Here is a 21,197-nt window from a genome sequence, read left to right on the forward strand (position 1 = left end):
ATATTCATGCATCGGGACATTCGTCCCTCGGTCCGGACCAGAGTTAGAAGTGGACTCGGGGATGAGCATTTCAGTAGCAAGGAAGCATAATCAGCCGGACACATCCCTCCACCTAACCGCATCGCGGCCGCCCTTCGGGCTTAAGGTGGAGGGACGTCGTGAATACAAGAACGTTATGTGAAACCTTAGAAAGAATTAGTAATCATTTAGAAATCTATACAAGAAATCAAATTTCCGTTCTGAAAGGGAGTAAGCATGAAACGCTGGAGAATTATTATATTATTGGTGACGTTCTTTATGATATGTGGAATATTTTATTTTTTAGATACAAGAATTTGGATAAATAAATATGGAATGAAAGGCAATACTTTAGTATTTGAGAATAATGTTTATTTGCTTAAAGACTCACTTTCAGAATCAGATACTAGCAATCATGGCAAGACAATCGGAATTGCAGTAAACGAAAAAAGGTCTATCACAAATTACATTTGGCCGAATTGGATTTTAGAGTATAAAAATGATAAATATCATAACCATATTTTTGTAAGAGGCATAATGGACATGGGGAACGTTTACATAAAACAGGCCTAATCAAAAGCTATAAACTAAGTAATATAATGATAATATTTGGGTCTATTCAAGATGTCTGAGGCATCACATAAACCAGCTAATCAAAGTCAATACAGAGGGTTCCTGCGCAATCGTATGACACAAAATGACGCACTCAAATAAGCCTTCCCGGAAATAGAAGACATATGGTAAAATGTTCCTTATATCTACTTGCCAGATGTGTTAAATGGCGTATTTCCGCTCCAGACGCCGAAAATCATGCGTAAAAGCTTGTTTGCAGTAGCGACTTTTGCTAGCTTGCCTTGTGAGCGTTTTAACTGGTAATATCGCGATAGAATTTCATTTCTCGGACCGTTAACTTGCTTCGAGATTCCGGCAACGGTAGCTTGAAACAAAGCGGTACGGAGGTACGTTGAGCCCCTCTTTGAAATGCGATTCTGATTGGCCTTAAAGGTTCCCGACTCGTAAACAGATGAATCCAGCCCGGCAAAAGCGGTCAACTGTTTAACGGAAGGGAACCTTTTTATATCGCCAATCTCGGCTTGGATGGTAGCCGCTGTGAGCGGGCCAACGCCTGGAATGGAGCGAAGTAACACATGCTCAGGAAAGGAAGAAGCGAGCTGCAGCATGTGTTTTTGAATGTCCGCTAGTCCAGCTTGATGCGCTTGTATCAGAGAAATGTAGTTCTTCATCCCGATCAAATGAGCACCAGAAGCCTGAGGATCCGGTAGACTTTCACTTGCAAGAGTAAGGAGAGCAGTTAGCTTCTTTTGGTTCCAGGCGAGCCCTCGGCGATTGTGCAATAGAATGCTCAGGATGTCGGCGTGACTGGCATCTAACAGGGCTTTGGGTGTAGGGTAAGCAGTTAATAATTGAAGTGAAGTTGGGTTACATAGGTTCTGAAAAGCCTTGTCATATCCGGGGAAAACGAGATCCAGAACAGAGCGGAAATGCAGTTGAACACTGCCATACAAGGACATGCATTGGTAATGTTGTCTGCACAAGGCGCGGAGTTCAAGTATTTTTGAGTCAAGTTCTTGAACCGGAGAAACCTCCTCCAGGTAGAAGGCTTGGGCAATCCGCAGGGCATCGATGGGATCTGTTTTGACCTTACGTGTGGCCTTCTTCTTCAGTTGATAAGTCAGAAGTGGATTCAGCACAACAACGGGATATCCTTTAGCCGAGAAGAAAGAAACAAGCGGCTTGGAGTAATTACCGGTAGCCTCGAGCACAACGTGAGGACGTTGCTGAGTCATCTCCTCGAGCTGATCTAGTAAGGGGAGTAACGAAGAAACGCCTTGAGGCGAATGAGAAAAAGGAAATGGTTTACGAACGATGGCACCATAAGCAGAAAAGGCAGCGGCAACGCTTTTGTCTTTGGCCACATCAATGCTAAGAATAGGCTGTTGCATATAACCTCCTTGTTAACCAACTAGGACCCGGCGTAATCGTTCTCCACAGGTTGGCACGGTGATACGGGCTCGAAGCCCAACCAGCTAAATCGGGGTATGAACGTTACTTAGGCTGAAACACTTTATGCGAAGAGATCTAAGTCCCAACACCGCATACGTTTTTACCCAGTGGTGATTTTCTTAGTATAAAAGAAAAAGCTCAACCCCGACTTGCTGGGATGAGCTTAATATACCAACACCATATTCACGCATCGGGGCATTCGCCCCTCGAAGCGGATTCGGGGATGAGAATTTCAGCAGCGAAGAAGCGGGATCAGCCGGACACACCCGCGCTACCTAACCGCATCGCGGCCGTCCCTTCGGGACTTAAGGTGGTGGGGCCTTGTGAATACAAGGAACGTTATGTGAAATTCTATCTAGGGCTTTTGAAACTAAAAAATGATAAAATGAAATCAAAAGTCGTTTGGAGGGATCCAACGTGAAATGGAATGACGTTCAAAACATATATCCAGATCAATTTGTTAAGTTTGAAATTTTGCATTCCATAGAACATGACGATAAAGAAATTATTGATGAAGTTGCATTGATCGGGCCGGTTAAAGACGAGGATGCTACTCGTGAACTTCTCAATTGCAAGAATAGAACTCTGGTTTATCACACATCTAAAGACAAAATAGAAGTCATTATAAGGAAGAACATAGGATTGAGGAGATATCTTTAAATGCAAATTGAATTTAGAGACGGGCTCCTTTTTACTGAAGTCACGATTCAATATCAAGGCCAAAGTAAATTAATTAAGAATGTAGTCATTGATACCGGTGCAAGTCACTCATTAATTTCTCAAGACGCTGTAGATGACATTGATATAAGGGCAACTAAAGATGATCATTTCATTACAAGTTTTGGAATTGGCGGGGAAGAACATGCCTTTATTAAGAAAATCGATTCTATAGAAATCGGAGACTTTGTGGTCAAAGATTTAGAGATCGATTTTACTTCTTTTAAATATCACAATATAAATGGACTATTAGGCCTGGACATCTTACTTGAAGGCAAATTTAATATTGATTTATTCAACTTAGAGCTAAAACGTCTGCAATAGTATTGCAGATTTTTTTGTTGGTATTTCAATGGAGAGATAGAACTTCACCTAACACCATATTCACGCATCGGGGCATTCGCCCCTCGATCCTGCCAGAGTTAGAAGCGGATTCGGGGGTGAGATTCCAGTAGCGAGGAAGTAGATTACGTTAGATGAAAGACACGCAACTGATAATTCAATCCAATCCTAATAAGTAGGTGAAGTTATGAATTGCAAATTATCGGATCTTAATTTCGTTTTTGTAGGTTTTAAGTTTACGGGATTATTTTCAGATTACCCTAAACTCATTCCTCAAGGTCTAAGTGAAATTAAAGATAAAGAGCAACAAATTATTAATCGATTAGATAAAACCATAATTCTATATGAACCTTGTAAAGGCGAAGACCATAAGATCGGATATTTTTATCTTGGATGGATCATGACCAAAGAACAATTAACATTGCCTGATGAAGCCAATCTAATAAGAATCAATGGGAAATATGCAACATCGTCAGGAACAATAGATCAAATGGAAGAGATATATTCTAGAATTAATAACTGGATTAGGGAGAAAGAATATAAGCCTATCTGGCCAGAGACTTTATATATTGAAATATACGAAACACCATTAGGACCTGAAATTACATTGAGAGAAGAAGTACAAGTTTACTTACCTATTGAATAATGCAGATTGGAAGCGAATCGAGGAGGGCATGTCCTTCATCAAACACCATATTCACGCATCGGGGCATTCGCCCCTCGGTCCGGCCGGAGTTAGAAGTAGATTCGGGGATGAGCATTTCAGTAGCAGGGAAGCATAAGCCGGACACATCCTTCCACCTAATCTCATCGCGGCCGCCCTTCGGGCTTAAGGTGGAAGGATGTCGTGAATACAAGAACGTTATATGAAATCGTGCAAGTGCTAATTAATGAGGTGATTCGGTGAAGTATTTTATATCAGATGATCATTGGGATATCGATGGTTACTGGAAACAGTTAAGAACTTTATCTAATAGATTCTCTAAGGAAACATTTGAATTTATAAGTACACATTCTTTTCACGATGCAAGCGTGGTTGAGTTAAACATTAGTAATACCTCTTTGATAAGAAGAACATTAGATCCTACATTGGGGCAAGTGCTTATTAAACACATTCTGAGGGAGCAACTTCGATGAAAATTGGATTTTTAGTTATTGATATGCAAGCAATTCACCTAGAGGACATAGAAAAGAAAATCATAAGTAGAGCTTGCGAATATATCAATTATGTTTCGGATTTAATTCGTGAATCAAATCATGTTGTTATACATATTCAAGACATCGAAGGTATGACAGAGTCGAATAAAGATTTATACGATACAATTCCAGATATTCATATCAGGGATAAAGATTTAACTTTAACTAAAGAAAATTCAAATGCATTTTGGAAGACAGAACTTGAACAAATTCTAATAAATCAAGGTATTGAATGTATAATTATAGCGGGAAACGCTGCGGAGCATTGTGTCTTGTTTACCTATAATGGGGCTATAGAAAGAGGATTTAATGCTGTAATTTTACAAAATGGAATATTAAGTACAAAAAATGATGCAATAACTTCAACGTACAGAGATAGAAATATAATCTCGTATCCAGTAATTAAATATTTAATAAATAAATGAAATGTGAAAGTAACTCAAGATGGCCCCAACAGCATATACTATATTCACGCTTCGGGCCATACGGCCCTCGGTCCGGCAGAAGTTAGAAGAGGATCGGAGAAGTATTGGCAGTAGCAGGGAAGCAGATTCAGCCGGGCACATCCTTCCACCTAATCGCATCGCGTCCGCCCTTCGGGGCTTAAGGTGGAAGGACGTCGAGAATATAAGAACGTTATGCGATATGCCTCAATTTAAGGAGTACAGGAACTTGCACATAATTGAACAACTAAAATCTCGAAGTGTCTTTTTTGACAAAGGGCTAACCGATAACGAAATTGAAAATATTCAGAAGAGATTCGAGATTCAGTTTCCACCAGACCTTTTAGAATTCCTATCTACTGCTTTACCGATCTCAAATGGATTTATTAACTGGCGTAATAGCTCGATTGAAAATATAAATGTAATTAAAGACAAGCTTAAATTGCCTCTTGAAGGAATTCTTTTTGATATTGAACATAATTCATTTTGGTTTGAAGGATGGGGAAGCAAACCGAATAATTTGTTGGAATCGTTGGAGATATGTAAAGAGAAGATGAATCAAGCCCCCCAATTAATACCAATTTATTTCCATAGATTTATACCCCAAAATCCGTTTGAAAGGAATAATCCAATTTTCTCTGTCCATCAAACAGACATAATATATTACGGAGAGAACTTATTTAATTATTTGGAAATAGAATTTGGCATTAAGGGCTATAAAGATATCGATTTTGAATCAATAAAGACGATACCGTTTTGGACAGACATTGTGGGGTAAAGTAAGAGGCACGTCGCATAACCATATTCACGCCTCGGGGCATTCGGCCCTTGGTCCGCCAGGACATCGGATCTTGCTAGCGCAGATCCGAGCGGACACACCCGCACCGGCTAATTGCGCAAGCGCAGCCGGACCTTCGGTCCTTAAGTCGGTGGGGCGTCGTGAATACAAGAACGTTAGATGAAATTGACCGGAAGGCGTGATGGACATAAAAGACAATTTTAAACCAATATTGAGTTTGATAGGATTAGGTTTATTCATAATGACTCTTGCAACTCATCTAAGTTTTAGATTTGCAAATATATCGGATGTAGGATTAGGCATGATGCTCTCTCTTGCTAATGCACTATTGTTAATTCTCACATTGTTATGGAGCGTAATGGGGATAATAGAATTTCGGATATTGATGAGGTCGCGCAAGGATATCAAAGCTAAATTTGATAACGGAAGAATAAATAAAGATGAATATACGAACATATCGAAAAGACATAAATTTAATTTAGCTATAAACATCAGTTATTTATTAATTGTCACATCTCAGTTGGGATATGTTATTAATAACTGGAATGAAGTAAACATATAAATTCAAGCATTTGGAATGCAAATCAATTAAGTGGTCAACATCAGCTAACACCATATTCGCGCATCGGGCCTTCGGCAGTGGGATTTCGGAGAAGTCAAAGCAGCCGGACTCAACTATTCCCCTAAGATAAGAGCTATCTAAGGGGAATGGACGTCGTGAATACAATAACGTTATGTGAAATCTATGCTAATGGAAGTGATGATCTTGAAAATCTTAAAGAGCCTAATGATATTGTCTTTATTAATATTATGTTTAGGCTGTTTAAATCAAAATGTAACAAGCGAAAATATGGGAAGCAATGTGTCTGAATTATATATTGAAGCCTATGAGTCAATCATGTCCTTAGATTCTGCACTTAGTGAAAACATAAAATATATATCACTTAACATGGATAATTTAGAATCGATTACAGACATTAATAGAAAAGAAATAAATGACTATTTTAAGGGGAAATATAATATTGAAATATTTAATTCCTCATTCAAAGCACTTGAGGAGAAAGGATTTGTGAAGGAAGGTAATTATATCGAAGGAGTACTCCTAAATATAGATTCTGTTGATTATAAATCTAATACATCCGTTAATATATCTGGATCAAAGTTTAGGTCAGGCTTAGGGGCAGTAGGAGTTGAAGTAAAGTTGAATTTTAGGAATGGCAAATGGATATCAGAAACAAATAGTACCTGGATTAGCTAACTCAAGAAGGCATAGACTTCACATAACACCATATTCACGCATCGGGTCGACTTCGTCCCCCCTCGGACCGGCCGGAGTTAGAAGAGGATTCGGGGATGAGAATTTCAGCAGCAAGGGATTTAGCCGGACACATCCTTCCACCTAACCGCATCGCGGCCGGTCCTTCGGACCTTAAGGTGGTGGGGCGTCGTGAATACTAGAACGTTATCTGTAATGCCACAAGAGTCGAATTTCGAAATGAGGAATAATAATGATCCTTGATGAATCATCTTATCAATTAGTCAAGAAGATAAAGGATGGAGATATTAAACAACATCCTTTATTCATCGAACTATCCAATTGGATGAATCAAGAGTTTGGTTATAATATCCTTTGTTGCGGTTACCATCATGAGAAAATAGATTCGAAACCTCCATACATGATAAACCGACTAGATATTTATTCGAACGATAATGAGGCTTTAATTAGAATGCAGCAAGATGGCTTCAATATGAGAGAATACGGAAAAAACTATCCAAATGAAGAGAAAACTCTAAGCTACTTTTTGAATCTAGTCAGTAAATATAGTATTCCAAAATTTTCTTTTTTAAGAAGACCAAATTATTATTCAACCTTAGATAAGACTGAACGGGATAAGATATTTATTGAAGAAGATAGATTATTTGTCATTGGTCACTCATTTGAAATGGCATATAGAGAAGAATTAATTTCAAGTTTTTCGAAGCAATTAGAAGAAGAAATCTTCAAGCATTTTACCAGTATAAAGATTTTCAAGATTGATTTCTTCTTTGGCTCCATATATGTCTTTTATAAATCTATTGAAGATAAAGAAAAGTATGATATGGACAAAACCTCAGAGGAGATAAAGGAATGTTGTTTTCAATTTATCAAGGACAAAGACGAGTATAAGTACATTTCATATGATAATTTATCATTTGTCACTGATAGTGATGAACTAGTACAAGCAAAGCACAATGGTTATTTAAATTATTATAGATGATATATTTAAGCGCTGAATGTTATTCAGGAAGAGTGGCACTACAGATAACACCATATTCACGCATCGGGGCATTCGCCCCTCGGTCTGACCGGGGTTAGAAGTGGATCAAAGGTTGAGATTCCAGTAGCAAGGATACAGATTCAACAGGACACACTCGCACCACCTAACCGCATCGCGGCCGCGGACCTTAAGGTGGAGGGGCATCGTGAATACAAGGAACGTTAAGGGAAATTGCCCAGGAGAAAAACCATGTGGATACCGTACGAACAAATTAAGAAGCATCCACCTGATTTTAAGGTCCAATATAAGTTGTATTCTTTTGATGAAGGTGGAAGGAGAAATTTACCACTTCAAGGATATAGATCTGATTTTTCATACGATGGCGACAATATTAAAGATACAGGGATATTTATGATTCATCCTGAGTTTGAAGATGATAATAAAGAAGTGGTATTAGATAATAATATCTTTGTTCCTAAAGTAGGAACGGCAAGAATGTGGATTATTATTCCGGAAATGAGAAGACAAGTTCATCAATATAGAAGGAAGGATCTAAGAGAGTCGGAGAAATGCAAGTTACTGAAATTATTGGACTACATATAAATACTCAAAAATTGATATAAGAACATTTAAGAACAAGGCAACTTCGCCTAAACCATATTCACCCATCGGGGCATTTGCCCCTCGGTCCGGCCGGAGTTAAAAGTGAATTCGGAGAGACAATTGGCAGTTGCAAGGAAGCATAATCAACCGGACAACACCCGCACTACCTATCCGCATCGCGGTCGTCCCTTCGGGATCCCTGAGAACTCATATTAAGGAGCAATCCAAGATGCCTTATACTAAGCCAGTGATACGAGAGCCTTACTATGATTGCCCTGTATGGATTGAAAGCGAATTAACTCGAAATGAAGTTACTTATTTGACTTCTGAAAGTAGTAAACATGATGTGGAACTATTCTTATTACACTTGTTTGGATACAACAATATAGACATTAGTCAATCCATACAAAGTTCGTTTGAAGAATTGTTTATGCTAGATGAAGTTGCCATCTTGGGTGGAGTTGCTTTCATTAAGGATGAAGAAATATTTATCATGCCCAGCTGTTGTTGTGGGCTGGAAGATTGGTCAAAAGTAATTGAAGCAATTAACAATAGAGAAAGTCCATGGTTGGGACACGATCCTACACCAGGGATTACGTATCATGAAGATTATTTACTTGTTTGGTCAGATGATCCTCAGACAGATAATAAGGACAAGTACAACATTCGGTTTACCTTTTCTGAGATTATGGACAGTCTTGAAATAACCAGGGAAGATCTTCGTGGATTTATTGAACGACCATTATTTCAGTGGCTTGAAAGAAGAGATAAAGAAATAGCAAATAATATGAAATCTAAAATGTATAAATGGTTCTTAATGACTTGATGTTGAAAGTGAATCAAGAGGTCAGGAACTTCAGCTAACACCCTATTCACGCATCGCAGCCTTACGGCTGCTCGGTCCGGCAGGAGACCGATGTCGATTCGATGAGGCATTTCAAGCAGCAGAGAAATATTTTCAACCGGACACAGCCGCACCACCTAACCGCATCGCAGCTGCCACTTCGTGGCTTAAGGTGGTAGGACGTCGTGAATACAAGAACGTTATCTGAAAGATAGGTAAACCTTTAGAAATAACAGAGCAAAGGATGAGAAAAAATGGATGAAGTTTATTTTTTAAGACACTATATATCGACTCTTAAATATCGGAGTTCAAAAGCAATTTTGAATACACCAATAAATTATTACAATTTTGATCTAGGAAGTGGAGTCAGAACGCCTATAGAAATTTTGAAACACATGTCGGATGTCATTAGATATGCTCAAACCGTATTTGATGATCGAATACAAATGGTCGAAGAAATAAGTACTTGGGATGACGAAGTTAATATATTCTTTAAAGAACTTTCCAAACTGGATGAATTAATTGAAACAACGGGGATACCTCAAAGAGAAAGAATTATTGAACAACTTATACAAGGGCCTTTATCAGACGCCATGACGCATGTCGGACAATTATCAATGATAAGAAGGATGGCTGGAGAACCGATACCAAGAGAGAATTTTATTAAGGCTGAAATCAGAGTTGAATAAATAAGAGATTGTATGACAACTCAAGAAGACCGATCCTTCAGCTAACACCCTATTCACGCTCCGAGTAGTCGGCTCTCGGTCCAGCGGGAGTTAGAAGTGGATTCAGGGATACAATTGGGGCAGCAGCATGGTAGTTGATTCAGCTGGAAACATCCGCACCACCTAACCGCATCGCGGAAGCCCTCCGGGCTTAAGGTGCAGAAACCGGTTAAGTGCATTTGAAACATTTATAGGGGGGGTATAAGTGAATTATATTATTAAACACTTAGTTTCCTTTTTATTACCAGCCACAAATGCAGTCTTAATTCCATATCTAATTATTGGGGATTCAATAAATTCAGACTTAAATCTTAAGTCTGTTCTTGGGGGCTTAGTAGTAATTACAGGTTTGATTATCCTAGTGTCTACGATCCGGACTTTTATTCTTATCGGTAAAGGCACATTAGCTCCATGGAGTCCAACTATTGAGTTGATCGTCGGAGGGATATATAGCTATGTAAGAAACCCAATGATCTCTGGCGTATTATTCATTCTAGTTGGGGAGAGTTTGGTTTTTAACTCACGAGGACTAATGATTTGGTCATTACTCTTTTTTATAATCAATCATATCTACTTCATTGCTTCAGAAGAGCCTGGATTACATAAAAGATTCGGAAAAGAATATCAAATTTATATGGTAAATGTACCTAGATGGATACCAAGATTTAAACCGTGGAAGCCTTAATAAGATCTACAAGATATTGAGAGTTTATCGAAGACCGGCATCTGATAACACCATCTTCACGTTTCGGGACTTTCAAAGACAATTAGAAGGGAGCCAAGTCCATGACAATTTCTTCAGAAGTCGAAATTATTCAAATGCCTGAATTGAAGTTTGTTGGAATTCCAGTAACATCAGTATTTGCGAATCATGAACCAGAAAGAATTGAAAGAGCAAAGCAAGCTTTCATGGAACGGACAGAAGAGATAAAGAGAATTGCGAAGGCTTCTGAATATGTTTGTTTGAGTTTTGTCTCCGAAACGTTATTTACATATTTGATTTGCATAGAAGTAACGGAATTAAAGGAAGTTCCAAATGACATGATAGGGTTTATAGTCCCAGCTCATAAATATGGGAAAGCGAGATCAGATGGAGATACGTATTCAGTTATACATCAATATTTGAAAGAACAGGGGTTGAAAAATAATAAGAGAGCATTGGCAATGGAGATTTATAAATTTGAAGATCCACAATGGCCAAATAAAGTAGATGTTTATATTCCAATAGAAGAATAATTTTTGATAGGTGTTCAAGAGGGCAGCTACTTCAGCTAGTAACCGCTCGCAGCCGTTCCTTGTGAACCTTAAGGTGATGAGGCGTCGTGAATACAACAACGTTATGTGAAATATCGCAAGAGAGAAGGGACGACAGGAATGCAATTATTCATATTTATAATGGGAATTATTGTATTGGTTTTCGGAATATTTTTTGGCTTTGCTAGTGGAAACTTAACTTTACTATTGGCAGGATTTGTAGCGGGGCCATTACTCTTAGGTATTGCAAAGATCATACAGATTCTTGAAGGGTTAGATCATAAATTGCTTCGAATCCCTTATAGCTTAGATCAAGTATGGAAAGTAATTAAGTCTTCAACGATATACGAAATGGAGTCAAAAGATTTTGAAGTCCATCCAAACGTAAAAGGCAATACACAGTTTCCACTAGTCCTATTAGATGATGAATATTATTTGAAAGCTAGAGTTTTTAAGAAATATTTTAAAGAAGAAGAGAATGAATATCTTTTTGAACTGCCGAAGCAAGAGCCAATAACACTTCAAAAATCATATTCTTATTATCCAGGTGTAGAACTATTTGATTTTCGAGATCATTTATATGTATTACTTAAGAAGATTAATGTTTATCCGAATATAGAAGGTAACAAAGTGACGCTTGAGTATTTCAAAGATGAGCGATATGTCAGCTAACTCCGTACAAACGCCTGGAATCGAGCAGAAATAAATCTATCTAAAGGAGTACGAGTAAATGGGGTGGAGTGAATTGAGAAGAATTCCAAATGAATATGATGAAACAATAAAAGAAATGGATGAGAAAATCATTGACTTAATTACTTCTCATCGATCTTTAACCCAAGGCAGAAGATTTTTTCCATCAATCGAGCAAATAAAAGAATGGTCATTAAGATTTCAAATGGATGAATCTCAAATTAGTTTCTTAATTCATAATTTACAAGATCAAGTTAGACCCCTTATTCCGGATGAACTGGGTGAACTTCAAAACGTAATATCAATTATGAAGAAGTCGATTGTAGAGTTCTGTGAATATACCCTAACGCATTCAATGCAATATAAGAATGTGAGCATTGTCTTTGTGGACATTAGGCTTCAAAATGCGGATGAACGTGAAGTTCATCTTAAGCCTAATTTATTACTCGAGATTATAAGTGATCAACAATTTGTAGTTCGAAGATATGGTAGCCGTGGGGGAGGTGCACAAACTGAGATGCAATTCATTATATCTCCGCCAATACCAGAATCCCTTGTTAACTTAGAATTCTCCTTAGTTCCAAGTGCAGTTTTCTTGGAGAGAAAAATACAAGAAATAGTTCTGGATAGACAAATTGATTTTTATTAAAAAGGTGATTTATGAAGCAATTAATTCGTTGGACTCTTTCGATTCTGATTATAGTATTCGTTATTGCTATTCTAACTTGTCCCTCAAAGAAAGATTATTTGGAATGGCTTTCAGATAAATACAATATTTCTTGTACGTCGACACCAGAGGTTATTGTCTGCCAGGAGAACTCAAAGAATATTGAAATACATTCAAGACATATAAGAACTGCCGGAATGTATATGAAGGTTGAAGATATTTATTCAAGATCAAACACACAGTATGAAATTAAAGTAATAGGATTATTCAATATTTTTATAGATTATTCACGCATAATTATTCGGGACTAAATCGAAGAAAATTCGAAGAGGACATCACCGGAACGGGCGAAGTTCGGAGGAAAACATTTCAATTTTATAAGGAGCCAATTCGATGAGTCCTCCCAAGCATATTGTTTCAGCTGCAGCAGTTGTTATTAATAATCAGAATGAAATATTACTTATTAAAGGGCCAAGAAGAGGCTGGGAGATGCCTGGGGGACAAGTAGAAGAGGGCGAGTCTTTAATTCAAGCCGCAATAAGAGAAACAAAAGAAGAATCAGGAATAGACATAGAAATCATTAAGTTCTGCGGTATTTTTCAAAACATCGGAAATTCAATTTGCAACACATTGTTTTTGGCCAGACCAATTGGTGGAGAGTTGATACAAACCTCAGAAAGTTTAGATTCCGGTTTCTTTCCGATAGAAGAAGCTCTCCAAAAAGTAGAATGGAAAAATTTTAGACAACGGATAGAATTATGTTTACGACCTGAAAATCATCTATTTTGTATTGTGTTTAATGATGATAAGAACATTTGAATGTATTCAAGAGACACCCGCACCATCTAACCACATCGCGGACGCCCTTCGGGCTAAAAGTGCTGGGACCTCGTGAATACAAGAACGTTAGATGACATCACCGAATGCTATTTTGTGAAAGTAGGAGATCTATGGAGTCATTCGAGATCCAAATCAATAATAAAATTATGGAACACGAAGTGCCAAATTTACGAGAGTCAGTTGGATGGGATAGAAGAGAAAGTGACTATCCTTTACTGTTTGAAAGATGTTTGTTCTGGGGGAGTTTACGGAATGAAGAAGGGGAATTAATTGCTTTCGGGTACATTGCAGGTCCTGGAATTGAACATGGATATTTAGAAGATGTGATTGTACATCCAGATTATCAAGAAAAAGGTATAGGAAACAGTTTAGTAAAGACCTTGTTACAAGAGGCTCATATATATGGAATCTCAATAATAACAGTGACGTATCAAGACAAGCACAAGGCTTTTTATGAAAATTGTGGGTTCACCGCCTGTGCGGGTGGTGTTTGGAGAAGAGAGTAACCGCATCGCGGCCGGCACTTCAGACCATAAGGTGGAAGGTCGTCGTGAATACAAGGTTATTTTGAAAGAGCTGAGATTGTTAAAAAGACAGTTAGGGGGGATCTAGATAGATGCTAGCGGAGGTACAATATAAAGTCCTAACCTTGTGTATGATCCAAGATGGAAATCAAGTATTACTTCTAAATCGTCCAAAACATTTGGGGTTTCCAGGTTACCTAGCTCCTGGAGGCAAAGTGGATTTTCCTGAGAGTATAGTTGATGGGGCAATCCGAGAAGTTAAAGAAGAAACAGGATTAATTGTTAAAGAAATTATCTATAAGGGATTGAATGAGATTTGTGAAGTCAATTCGGGACTTCGATATATGGTCTTTAACTATCTCGTGACTTCCTTTGAGGGAGAATTACTTGAAAATCCTCCAGAAGGGGAATTAGTTTGGATAGATAAGGATCACGTTAGTGATCTTCCAATGCAGGATTGGTTTCGAAAGCGAATACCATTGTTTTTCAAGCCAGGAGTTTTTGAACAATCTACAATATGGGATGAAAAAAATAATAAGGAGTTAAAGAAAACCGATAAACATTATTTTGAGGGTCAAATCGAAGGAGTCAGCTCCTTGAAATAACACCATTTTAACGCTCGGAGTATTCGCCCCTCGGTCCGGACCGGAGTTAGAAGTAGAAATAAGTTCCAAATTTGAGGTGGTTAATTTGTTGACAGAGAAAATCAGTGCAAAGGGTATACTGCTTATTCTTTATTCAGTAATAATTTTCTTTGTTGGAATAATTTTTGTTCCAACGGATTTCCTGTTTTATATGAAATTGATTATTCGAGAATTCTTTATAGCATAGGAGTAATAACAATTATTACAATTGCAATTTGGATTCTATTAAATACATGGGATAAAGAAGACCATTCCAAAAAGGCTAAGTAAGTTACTTAGGGACGACATACAAGCTAGGGCTTTCCGGCCCCAGGTCCAGACTGGATTTAGATGTGGACTTGGGAAGGCAATAAGGAGGGTATTCATAGGTGCAGAGGATAAAAATTAATTACAATTTATACTCATTTTGTTTGGTCTTAATGTGTATTTTAAGTTCTTCTTATTCTCTGTATTCTAATATTCATAATACTTGGTTAATCACCCCTCCTAATTACATGATATTGATTTTATGTATTCTTGCGTTCGTGTTTGGTATTAAAGGCTTCAAGAATAATACAAAGTGGTGGCAAAAGACGGGGAGTAGTATATCGGTTCTTCTATCATTTGTAATGTCAATAATTCTATTATTGGTAATTCTTTTTACTTCATATTTTTCCAGCGGGCAGAAAATCATTAATACAATTCACTCACCTGATAATGAATTTACTATTGTGTTTTATAGTTGGAATGCCGGTGCGATGGGGACCTTTGGAATAAGGGGAGAATTATTAGGTCCTCTTTGGTTTAAGAAAAGAATCTATTATCAAGTGAGGACAGAGAAAGTTGATGTGGAATGGATAAATGCCCATGAAATATCCATAAATAATTATATATTAAATTTAGATAAGGGTGAAACCTACGGATATTCTAATTCATGAATATAAGAACGTTAGATAAAACCGATGCAAAGGATGAAGATCATGGAAAGATGCGTGTATATTATCTCTGGCCCTGCAGGTGCCGGTAAATCCACAACATCCAAGATTATCGCAGAGCGACTAACCAGAAGTGCATATATTGAGGGTGACTTGATCGATCACATGGTAATTGGCGGCCATGAAATGCCGTGGTTAAGTACATATCATAGTGATCTGATTTGGTTGAATATTTCATCGTTAACCTTGAATTATTTAAAGCATGACCATGATGTTGTGATTGATTATGTAGCATTCTTCAGTAATGCAGACATGATCAAGAAGAAGATAAACGATAGAAAAATAACAATTAAATTTGTTGTCCTCATCGTTGGCGAAGAAGAACTACTTGGTAGAGATGCTGAACGAATTCCGGAACATCAAATGGGCCAAAGATGTATTGAAGGATTAAAAGAGATTTTACAATCAAACCCTCCTGAAAAACATTTAATAACAACAACGGATATGGAAGTTGAGGATGTCGTGAATGAAATTATGAATAACCCAAGATTTATTGTAAAAAATTAAAAGATATACTCAGCCGATAGAGACATTTATGAAGATAGAGGGATGATGGAATGAATCCAATTTTATTAGACTTTCCAACTCAATTTACAACGGACAGGTTACTAATTAGAATGCCCCTCCCTGGTGACGGTAAGATTGTGTACGAAAGTACGATCTCATCCATAAATGAGCTTAAGGAATGGTTGCCTTTTGCACGGAATGAACAATCTGAACATGGCAGCGAAGCAAATATAAGAGAAGCACATGCAAAATTTTTAAAGAGAGAGGATCTCAGACTTTTAATTCTTCATAAAGAAACAAACCAATTCATCGGTTCCTCAGGGCTACATTTGCCGGATTGGAATATACCTAAATTTGAAATCGGATACTGGATAGATTCCCGAATGAGCGGTAAAGGATTTATGACAGAAGCGATTCAAGGTATAACTGATTTTGCTTTTAATGAACTGAAAGCAAGAAGAATAGAAATTCGGTGCGACAACTTAAATGAAAAGAGTAAAGCAATCCCACAACGATTAGGCTTTCAATTAGAAGGGACATTAAGAAATGATGGGTTCTCTGCTGATGGAAGTAGACTAAGGGATACTCTTATCTATGCGCAAATAAATAAAGAAAAAAGTTAAATAAAGGCTGTGATAGAGATGGAAATATCATTTGTTGAGAGAGTGATTACTGATTTTGTTTATAAAGCGATGATCTATGATGTCATCATTTTAAGTCAATATCAGGGTAGAGGATTAGGAAGATTATTATTTGAAGGCATAGTAAACCATCCGCAAATTAAAGAAATTGAAAGAATTGAATTATATTGTTCAGGTGACAAAGTAGAATTCTATAATAAATGGGATTTCAATAAAGTAACTGAAATGACGAATTTCATGAGAAGAATAAATAAACCAATGTGAAACTATTCAAACTTCGGGGACAATCAGGTCCTCAATTTCTTGGTATGTGGCATCCACCAATGACATAAACTTACTATATCTGATTAAATGTGCAAACCCTGAGGAGGAACCAGGCGCATGGAAACGTTCGGTAGAGGATGTCTCTGGCTTATTCTTGGTGCTATTGGATTGCTGGTTCTCGCCTTTATCACACAAAGTACTATCAACATTCCATGGTTCATCTTTATCCCAATTGTGATACTTGTCTTCTGGATGGCATCGAAGAAAAGAAAAAAATGAATTTGGGAAGTCTCTATTGCAATCCGGTTAAGCTAATACAATCACAACTACCATTACCATTTTTTAGGGGGTGATGGTATATTTGTTTTACGAGTGATTTGAAAGAGGAAAAAGAGGTGATTTCTGTGAGAATTTCAGTCCTTTTAATGGCAGTATCGTTCATTTTCCTAAGTGCTTGCGATTCAAGAACAATGAAAATAACTGATCCATCAAAAATAAAATTTCAAATGCAGAAAGTGTTCAAATTTTATATAGTTTTCCTGCGATCGGTTATACTATGATGCCCGAAGGAACGAAAACGGGTTCGATAATTATTGAGAACTGGTTAGAGGATGGAACCTATCGATTGGTTAAAGTTTTTTCTTACCATGTTGAGTCTGAAAAATCTGATTTTTATCTAAGTAGCAATGAGTTTGAAGTACGTTAATACACGGTATGGCAATTCAATACAAATTCATAAGAGAGCTCATTAGGAAAAGAAGGGATTGAATAATTGATGCATCAGAGTGATAAGAATTCTGAAGATTCAATATCCTGGTTTCTTGAAGAAAAGCAGTTTGAAACTATTCGAGAGGCACACGAATGGGTTTATAGTGGTGCTTATAACGAGATAGGCTACTTATTTGATGGATATAAGACCAAGGACTCTAAATTGGCTTATGCACTGTTGTTTGAATTAGTAAGATTAAACACATTTCATGGACATCGACAGGATGTTTATTGTGACCAGGAATATTTAGCGGGTTCAATGATCTATAAAGTCTGGGTTAAGAATAAAGCATATGACTTCCCTAAATAAAGTCGAAGGTAACCATAATTACGATTATTAAATAGGAGGGGAAGAAATGAAGCTTTTCATAACAAGCATTCTCACTTCATTATTAATAAGTTTGACTTCATATTTTATTGGTGGCGAATCCCTGACTTTGAAAGTTAACTTCTATATTGGAATTAGTTTGTTGGTAATCGCAATGATAATGTCGGGATCATTAGTAAGTGGTGATCGCATGAGGGCAAATTTCCATACAAGTACTCCAGAAGACAGGAAGCAAAACAACAAATGGACAGGGCGATTAATAATAATTTCAATTCCATTCATTACTGTTTCAGTACTCTTATATTTTCTCTAAATAATTGAAAGATATAAAAGATTGTTCATAAGGAGAGTAAATTATGGCTACTTGGGTAACCCATTTTAGGATTGCTGAAGAATTTATAAAAAGGGATCTTCCGATTTCAAAAATTGAATTCTTAGTTGGTAATATTGGACCAGATTGTGGACTGATCGGCGAGGACGGTAACCCTAATCCTCCAAAAGAAATTACTCATTTTAAGATTGAAGGCAAGATAGATGCTGAGTCATTTTATAATCAGTATCTTATAGAATCCACAAGAATTACAAATTCAAAGGAGTCCTATTATTTAGGATATTATTTTCATTTAGTTACGGACGAGGAGTGGATAAAACTCACAAAATATAAGAAGAAGGAGAAAGTATTTCAAAATATTTTAAATACACCGGAATATACTTCACTGGTTAAGAGAGATTGGTATGGATTGGATTTTTTGTATCTTAAGAAGAATAAAGACAGTATATTTTGGACTGACTTTCAGTCGATCAAAGAATTTCCAGAATACATGAACTTTTTTCCTTTTGGGCAAACGAGTAAACAGATCAAAAATATTACCGAATTTTATCAAAATAGTTCAATCTCCGGAGATCATGATTTTATTTATCTCACAGCAGATGAGATGGATAAGTTTGTTGAAAATACAGTTCGAGTATTAAAAGAGAAATTGATACGGAAAATGAACATAAATATATTTTGATTATGAAGCAAATACATAAATACGCAATCAAGAGGCGCTGACATATGAAGCGAATTAGAATAATTGGATCGTTCGGTAGCGGCAAGACAACGCTTGCTCGGTTAATTTCTGAAGAAGCGGATATTACGTATTATCAATTGGATAATATCGTTTGGGATCGAAGCGAAGAAGTACAGAAGAGATTTCCCGAAACAATAAGAGACGGAAAATTGAATCAAATCATTAATTCAAGTAGTTGGGTGATTGAAGGTGTTCATATTAAATGGACTCAAGAAAGCTTTAATGACGCGGATTTAATCATTATTTTGATACCCCATGTTTTCTTAAGAGATTATAGGATTATTAATAGATTCATTAAAACTCGCATAGGGTTGGAAGAATCAAATTACAAGCAAACCTTTAGGAATTTATTTAGAATGATATATGCTTGGAATCATAATTATGATATGGATGGCGTTCTTAAGATTACGGAACCATACGCGGATAAACGGATTTTCATAAAGAATAGTAAAGATGCATTAAATTACATAAAGCAAATGATGCTAGAACGCCATGAATTCGAGAAAGTAACGTGTACAGCTAAATAGTTTTTGGAGGGAAGCACACTGAAAAAGGGAATCTATTTTATAATCGCAACAGTCTCGGCTCTATTTATATTATCAAACAATCATTTAGACCATTCTCTTGGAGATCGTATTTTTAATATTTTAGGTATATCTCCTTGGACGGAAAAAAACCAAAGTGGCTTACATTTATCCGTACTATTAGGGTTTATTATATTGATCGTGGGGGTTGTAGGTACCACTAGATACTATCGCCCAAGATACCCAAAGGTTCTGAGTCGAATAATCATTGGCTGCATCGCCTTTGTATTTGTTTATCCGATTGCAACAGAGAAAGTTATGCTTCTAATTAAATACAATACAAGCGGAATAGAATCAGTGGATTATTCTAAAAAAAATAGTCGATGTAACTTTCAATCGGAAGGTGATAGCGTGAAAGCTAATTGTTCTTTTACTATTTATAATTACGGCGATGAAAATAGAATTACAATTAGACCAATATTAACGGAAGTTGACTTCGAGTCAAGGGAACTATCTATCCCAACTCATTCTAAAATTAATATCGGAACAGAATTTTATGGTAAGCAGCGCAACGGAACAGGATTTGCTGGATCTTCTCAAGATATAGCGGTTGAAATTGAAATGAGCGGAATAAAGAAAAAGTATAAATAGTATCCGTAGAAGACTGGACTTCACCTAACAACATATTCACGCTTTTGATCAGCTGCCCATAGAAGGGAAGAGCTCATGAGACACGGTGAATTGCTTGGAATGGGTAACACGGCCAATGTATATCGTTGGGGGAAAACGGAAGTCATTAAAATTTTTCATAATCCGGACAAATCATGGAATGAAGCAAGTAAGGAAGCGGAGAACGCAGAGATCATTAACGACTTAAACCTGAGAGCACCTAGATATTCGGGCACGGTGGAGTATGAGGGAAAGTCCTGCCTGATCTATGAGAGAATTGACGGACAGACGATGCTAATGCGAATAGAACCGACGGTATTTAGTATTTCTTATCACGCCAAACAAATGGCGCAACTTCAATATGAAATTCATCAAGTCAAAGTCAAAATTCAGCCGAATCTAAGAAATGAATTATTCAATAAAATATCTGCTCAAGAACTAATTACCGACGATGAGAAAGATATGGTTAAACGCATTTTAGACCAACTACCTGAGAGTAATCACATTTGCCATTATGATTTTCACCCTGGAAACATTATTTTATCTTCTAAAGGACCGGTCATCATTGATTGGTTGAATGCCCTGATTGGTTATGAGGCAGCAGATGTCGCAAGAAGCTCGATGATGCTTCAATCTCATGCTATGCCTCCTGATGCTCCTGAAATGTTGATAAGAAGAGAGTACCGAGAGTTGTTCCACGAGGAGTATTTGAAAGAGTATTTAATGTTATCTGGTAAGAATCATGAAGAGATAAATGATTGGATGGCGCCAACGTTAGCCTATCGAATCGATGAAATGGAAGGTTCTAATCAATTTGAAATATTGACGAGATTACGATCGTTATTAAATAAATAAG

The 21,197-nt window shown here is 37.0% G+C and carries 31 protein-coding genes; 30 read left to right on the forward strand and 1 reads right to left on the reverse strand.

What is annotated here, in order from left to right; translation table 11 throughout:
• The first annotated feature begins 255 nt into the window (after window positions 1-255).
• Window positions 256-591: a hypothetical protein gene (locus tag DFP95_RS03105; RefSeq protein ID WP_115991076.1), complete on the forward strand. Its 336-nt coding sequence runs from the start codon at window positions 256-258 to the stop codon at window positions 589-591.
• A gap of 185 nt (window positions 592-776) precedes the next feature.
• On the opposite strand, the gene DFP95_RS03110 is transcribed toward DFP95_RS03105, so the two are convergent.
• Window positions 777-1,982 carry an IS110 family RNA-guided transposase gene (locus tag DFP95_RS03110; protein ID WP_115991077.1) on the reverse strand — a complete coding sequence of 402 codons (1,206 nt, stop codon included), beginning with the start codon at window positions 1,980-1,982 and terminating at the stop codon, window positions 777-779.
• 478 nt (window positions 1,983-2,460) lie between these two features.
• On the opposite strand from DFP95_RS03110, the gene DFP95_RS03120 reads away from it, so the two are divergent.
• The 29 genes from DFP95_RS03120 (at window position 2,461) to DFP95_RS03255 (ending at window position 21,196) form a co-directional block, all read left to right on the forward strand.
• On the forward strand, window positions 2,461-2,703 hold the full coding sequence (locus DFP95_RS03120) for a hypothetical protein (protein ID WP_115991079.1): 243 nt from the start codon (window positions 2,461-2,463) through the stop codon (window positions 2,701-2,703).
• On the forward strand, window positions 2,704-3,084 hold the full coding sequence (locus DFP95_RS03125; RefSeq protein ID WP_115991080.1) for a retropepsin-like aspartic protease: 381 nt from the start codon (window positions 2,704-2,706) through the stop codon (window positions 3,082-3,084).
• 205 nt (window positions 3,085-3,289) lie between these two features.
• On the forward strand, window positions 3,290-3,748 hold the full coding sequence (locus tag DFP95_RS03130) for a GyrI-like domain-containing protein (protein ID WP_115991081.1): 459 nt from the start codon (window positions 3,290-3,292) through the stop codon (window positions 3,746-3,748).
• 487 nt (window positions 3,749-4,235) lie between these two features.
• Window positions 4,236-4,724, forward strand: coding sequence for a cysteine hydrolase family protein (locus DFP95_RS03135; protein WP_115991082.1), 489 nt, complete (start codon window positions 4,236-4,238; stop codon window positions 4,722-4,724).
• Window positions 4,725-4,971: 247 nt separating this feature from the next.
• On the forward strand, window positions 4,972-5,520 hold the full coding sequence (locus DFP95_RS03140; RefSeq protein ID WP_115991354.1) for an SMI1/KNR4 family protein: 549 nt from the start codon (window positions 4,972-4,974) through the stop codon (window positions 5,518-5,520).
• A gap of 202 nt (window positions 5,521-5,722) precedes the next feature.
• Entirely contained in the window at window positions 5,723-6,103 is a 381-nt protein-coding gene (locus tag DFP95_RS03145) for a hypothetical protein (RefSeq protein WP_115991083.1), read from the forward strand.
• Between the two features lie 204 nt (window positions 6,104-6,307).
• The gene (locus tag DFP95_RS03150; RefSeq protein ID WP_147304122.1) at window positions 6,308-6,799 is read left to right on the forward strand and encodes a peptide ABC transporter substrate-binding protein; all 492 of its coding nucleotides are present in this window, start codon (window positions 6,308-6,310) and stop codon (window positions 6,797-6,799) included.
• 250 nt (window positions 6,800-7,049) lie between these two features.
• On the forward strand, window positions 7,050-7,799 hold the full coding sequence (locus DFP95_RS03155; protein ID WP_115991085.1) for a hypothetical protein: 750 nt from the start codon (window positions 7,050-7,052) through the stop codon (window positions 7,797-7,799).
• Between the two features lie 249 nt (window positions 7,800-8,048).
• Entirely contained in the window at window positions 8,049-8,402 is a 354-nt protein-coding gene (locus tag DFP95_RS03160; protein WP_245987306.1) for a hypothetical protein, read from the forward strand.
• Between the two features lie 229 nt (window positions 8,403-8,631).
• Window positions 8,632-9,228, forward strand: a complete 597-nt coding sequence (locus DFP95_RS03165; RefSeq protein WP_115991086.1) for a hypothetical protein — start codon at window positions 8,632-8,634, stop codon at window positions 9,226-9,228.
• Between the two features lie 272 nt (window positions 9,229-9,500).
• Window positions 9,501-9,935 carry a hypothetical protein gene (locus DFP95_RS03170; protein ID WP_115991087.1) on the forward strand — a complete coding sequence of 145 codons (435 nt, stop codon included), beginning with the start codon at window positions 9,501-9,503 and terminating at the stop codon, window positions 9,933-9,935.
• A gap of 244 nt (window positions 9,936-10,179) precedes the next feature.
• Entirely contained in the window at window positions 10,180-10,659 is a 480-nt protein-coding gene (locus DFP95_RS03175) for a methyltransferase family protein (RefSeq protein WP_115991088.1), read from the forward strand.
• A gap of 101 nt (window positions 10,660-10,760) precedes the next feature.
• Complete coding sequence (locus DFP95_RS03180; protein ID WP_115991089.1) at window positions 10,761-11,210, forward strand: GyrI-like domain-containing protein; 450 nt, start codon at window positions 10,761-10,763, stop codon at window positions 11,208-11,210.
• 138 nt (window positions 11,211-11,348) lie between these two features.
• Window positions 11,349-11,900: a hypothetical protein gene (locus tag DFP95_RS03185; RefSeq protein WP_115991090.1), complete on the forward strand. Its 552-nt coding sequence runs from the start codon at window positions 11,349-11,351 to the stop codon at window positions 11,898-11,900.
• 58 nt (window positions 11,901-11,958) lie between these two features.
• Window positions 11,959-12,567, forward strand: a complete 609-nt coding sequence (locus DFP95_RS03190) for a hypothetical protein (protein WP_115991091.1) — start codon at window positions 11,959-11,961, stop codon at window positions 12,565-12,567.
• Window positions 12,568-12,978: 411 nt separating this feature from the next.
• Complete coding sequence (locus DFP95_RS03195) at window positions 12,979-13,404, forward strand: NUDIX hydrolase (RefSeq protein ID WP_115991092.1); 426 nt, start codon at window positions 12,979-12,981, stop codon at window positions 13,402-13,404.
• Window positions 13,405-13,535: 131 nt separating this feature from the next.
• Window positions 13,536-13,931 (forward strand): GNAT family N-acetyltransferase, encoded by a 396-nt coding sequence (locus tag DFP95_RS03200; RefSeq protein ID WP_115991093.1) that lies wholly within the window; start codon window positions 13,536-13,538, stop codon window positions 13,929-13,931.
• Window positions 13,932-14,041: 110 nt separating this feature from the next.
• Window positions 14,042-14,554 (forward strand): 8-oxo-dGTP diphosphatase, encoded by a 513-nt coding sequence (locus DFP95_RS03205; RefSeq protein WP_115991094.1) that lies wholly within the window; start codon window positions 14,042-14,044, stop codon window positions 14,552-14,554.
• 533 nt (window positions 14,555-15,087) lie between these two features.
• Window positions 15,088-15,510 (forward strand): DUF5412 family protein, encoded by a 423-nt coding sequence (locus tag DFP95_RS29210; protein ID WP_281273391.1) that lies wholly within the window; start codon window positions 15,088-15,090, stop codon window positions 15,508-15,510.
• Window positions 15,511-15,552: 42 nt separating this feature from the next.
• Window positions 15,553-16,074, forward strand: a complete 522-nt coding sequence (locus DFP95_RS03215; protein ID WP_115991095.1) for a nucleoside/nucleotide kinase family protein — start codon at window positions 15,553-15,555, stop codon at window positions 16,072-16,074.
• A 50-nt stretch (window positions 16,075-16,124) separates the two neighbouring features.
• A complete protein-coding gene (locus DFP95_RS03220) occupies window positions 16,125-16,697 on the forward strand; it encodes a GNAT family N-acetyltransferase (protein ID WP_115991096.1) in 573 nt (190 codons plus the stop codon).
• An 18-nt stretch (window positions 16,698-16,715) separates the two neighbouring features.
• Window positions 16,716-16,979 carry a GNAT family N-acetyltransferase gene (locus DFP95_RS03225; protein ID WP_115991097.1) on the forward strand — a complete coding sequence of 88 codons (264 nt, stop codon included), beginning with the start codon at window positions 16,716-16,718 and terminating at the stop codon, window positions 16,977-16,979.
• 117 nt (window positions 16,980-17,096) lie between these two features.
• Window positions 17,097-17,258 carry a hypothetical protein gene (locus DFP95_RS28770; protein WP_181907222.1) on the forward strand — a complete coding sequence of 54 codons (162 nt, stop codon included), beginning with the start codon at window positions 17,097-17,099 and terminating at the stop codon, window positions 17,256-17,258.
• A 496-nt stretch (window positions 17,259-17,754) separates the two neighbouring features.
• On the forward strand, window positions 17,755-18,057 hold the full coding sequence (locus DFP95_RS03230) for a hypothetical protein (protein WP_115991098.1): 303 nt from the start codon (window positions 17,755-17,757) through the stop codon (window positions 18,055-18,057).
• Between the two features lie 46 nt (window positions 18,058-18,103).
• Complete coding sequence (locus tag DFP95_RS03235; protein ID WP_115991099.1) at window positions 18,104-18,388, forward strand: DUF5316 domain-containing protein; 285 nt, start codon at window positions 18,104-18,106, stop codon at window positions 18,386-18,388.
• A 43-nt stretch (window positions 18,389-18,431) separates the two neighbouring features.
• On the forward strand, window positions 18,432-19,088 hold the full coding sequence (locus DFP95_RS03240) for a hypothetical protein (protein WP_115991100.1): 657 nt from the start codon (window positions 18,432-18,434) through the stop codon (window positions 19,086-19,088).
• 44 nt (window positions 19,089-19,132) lie between these two features.
• A complete protein-coding gene (locus DFP95_RS03245) occupies window positions 19,133-19,675 on the forward strand; it encodes a P-loop NTPase family protein (RefSeq protein ID WP_115991101.1) in 543 nt (180 codons plus the stop codon).
• Window positions 19,676-19,678: 3 nt separating this feature from the next.
• Window positions 19,679-20,323, forward strand: a complete 645-nt coding sequence (locus tag DFP95_RS28610) for a hypothetical protein (protein WP_147304123.1) — start codon at window positions 19,679-19,681, stop codon at window positions 20,321-20,323.
• Window positions 20,324-20,398: 75 nt separating this feature from the next.
• Window positions 20,399-21,196, forward strand: a complete 798-nt coding sequence (locus DFP95_RS03255; protein ID WP_115991103.1) for an aminoglycoside phosphotransferase family protein — start codon at window positions 20,399-20,401, stop codon at window positions 21,194-21,196.
• Window position 21,197 lies beyond the last annotated feature (1 nt).

It is taken from the genome of Cohnella lupini (genome assembly GCF_003386205.1).
GTDB lineage: Bacteria > Bacillota > Bacilli > Paenibacillales > Paenibacillaceae > Cohnella > Cohnella lupini.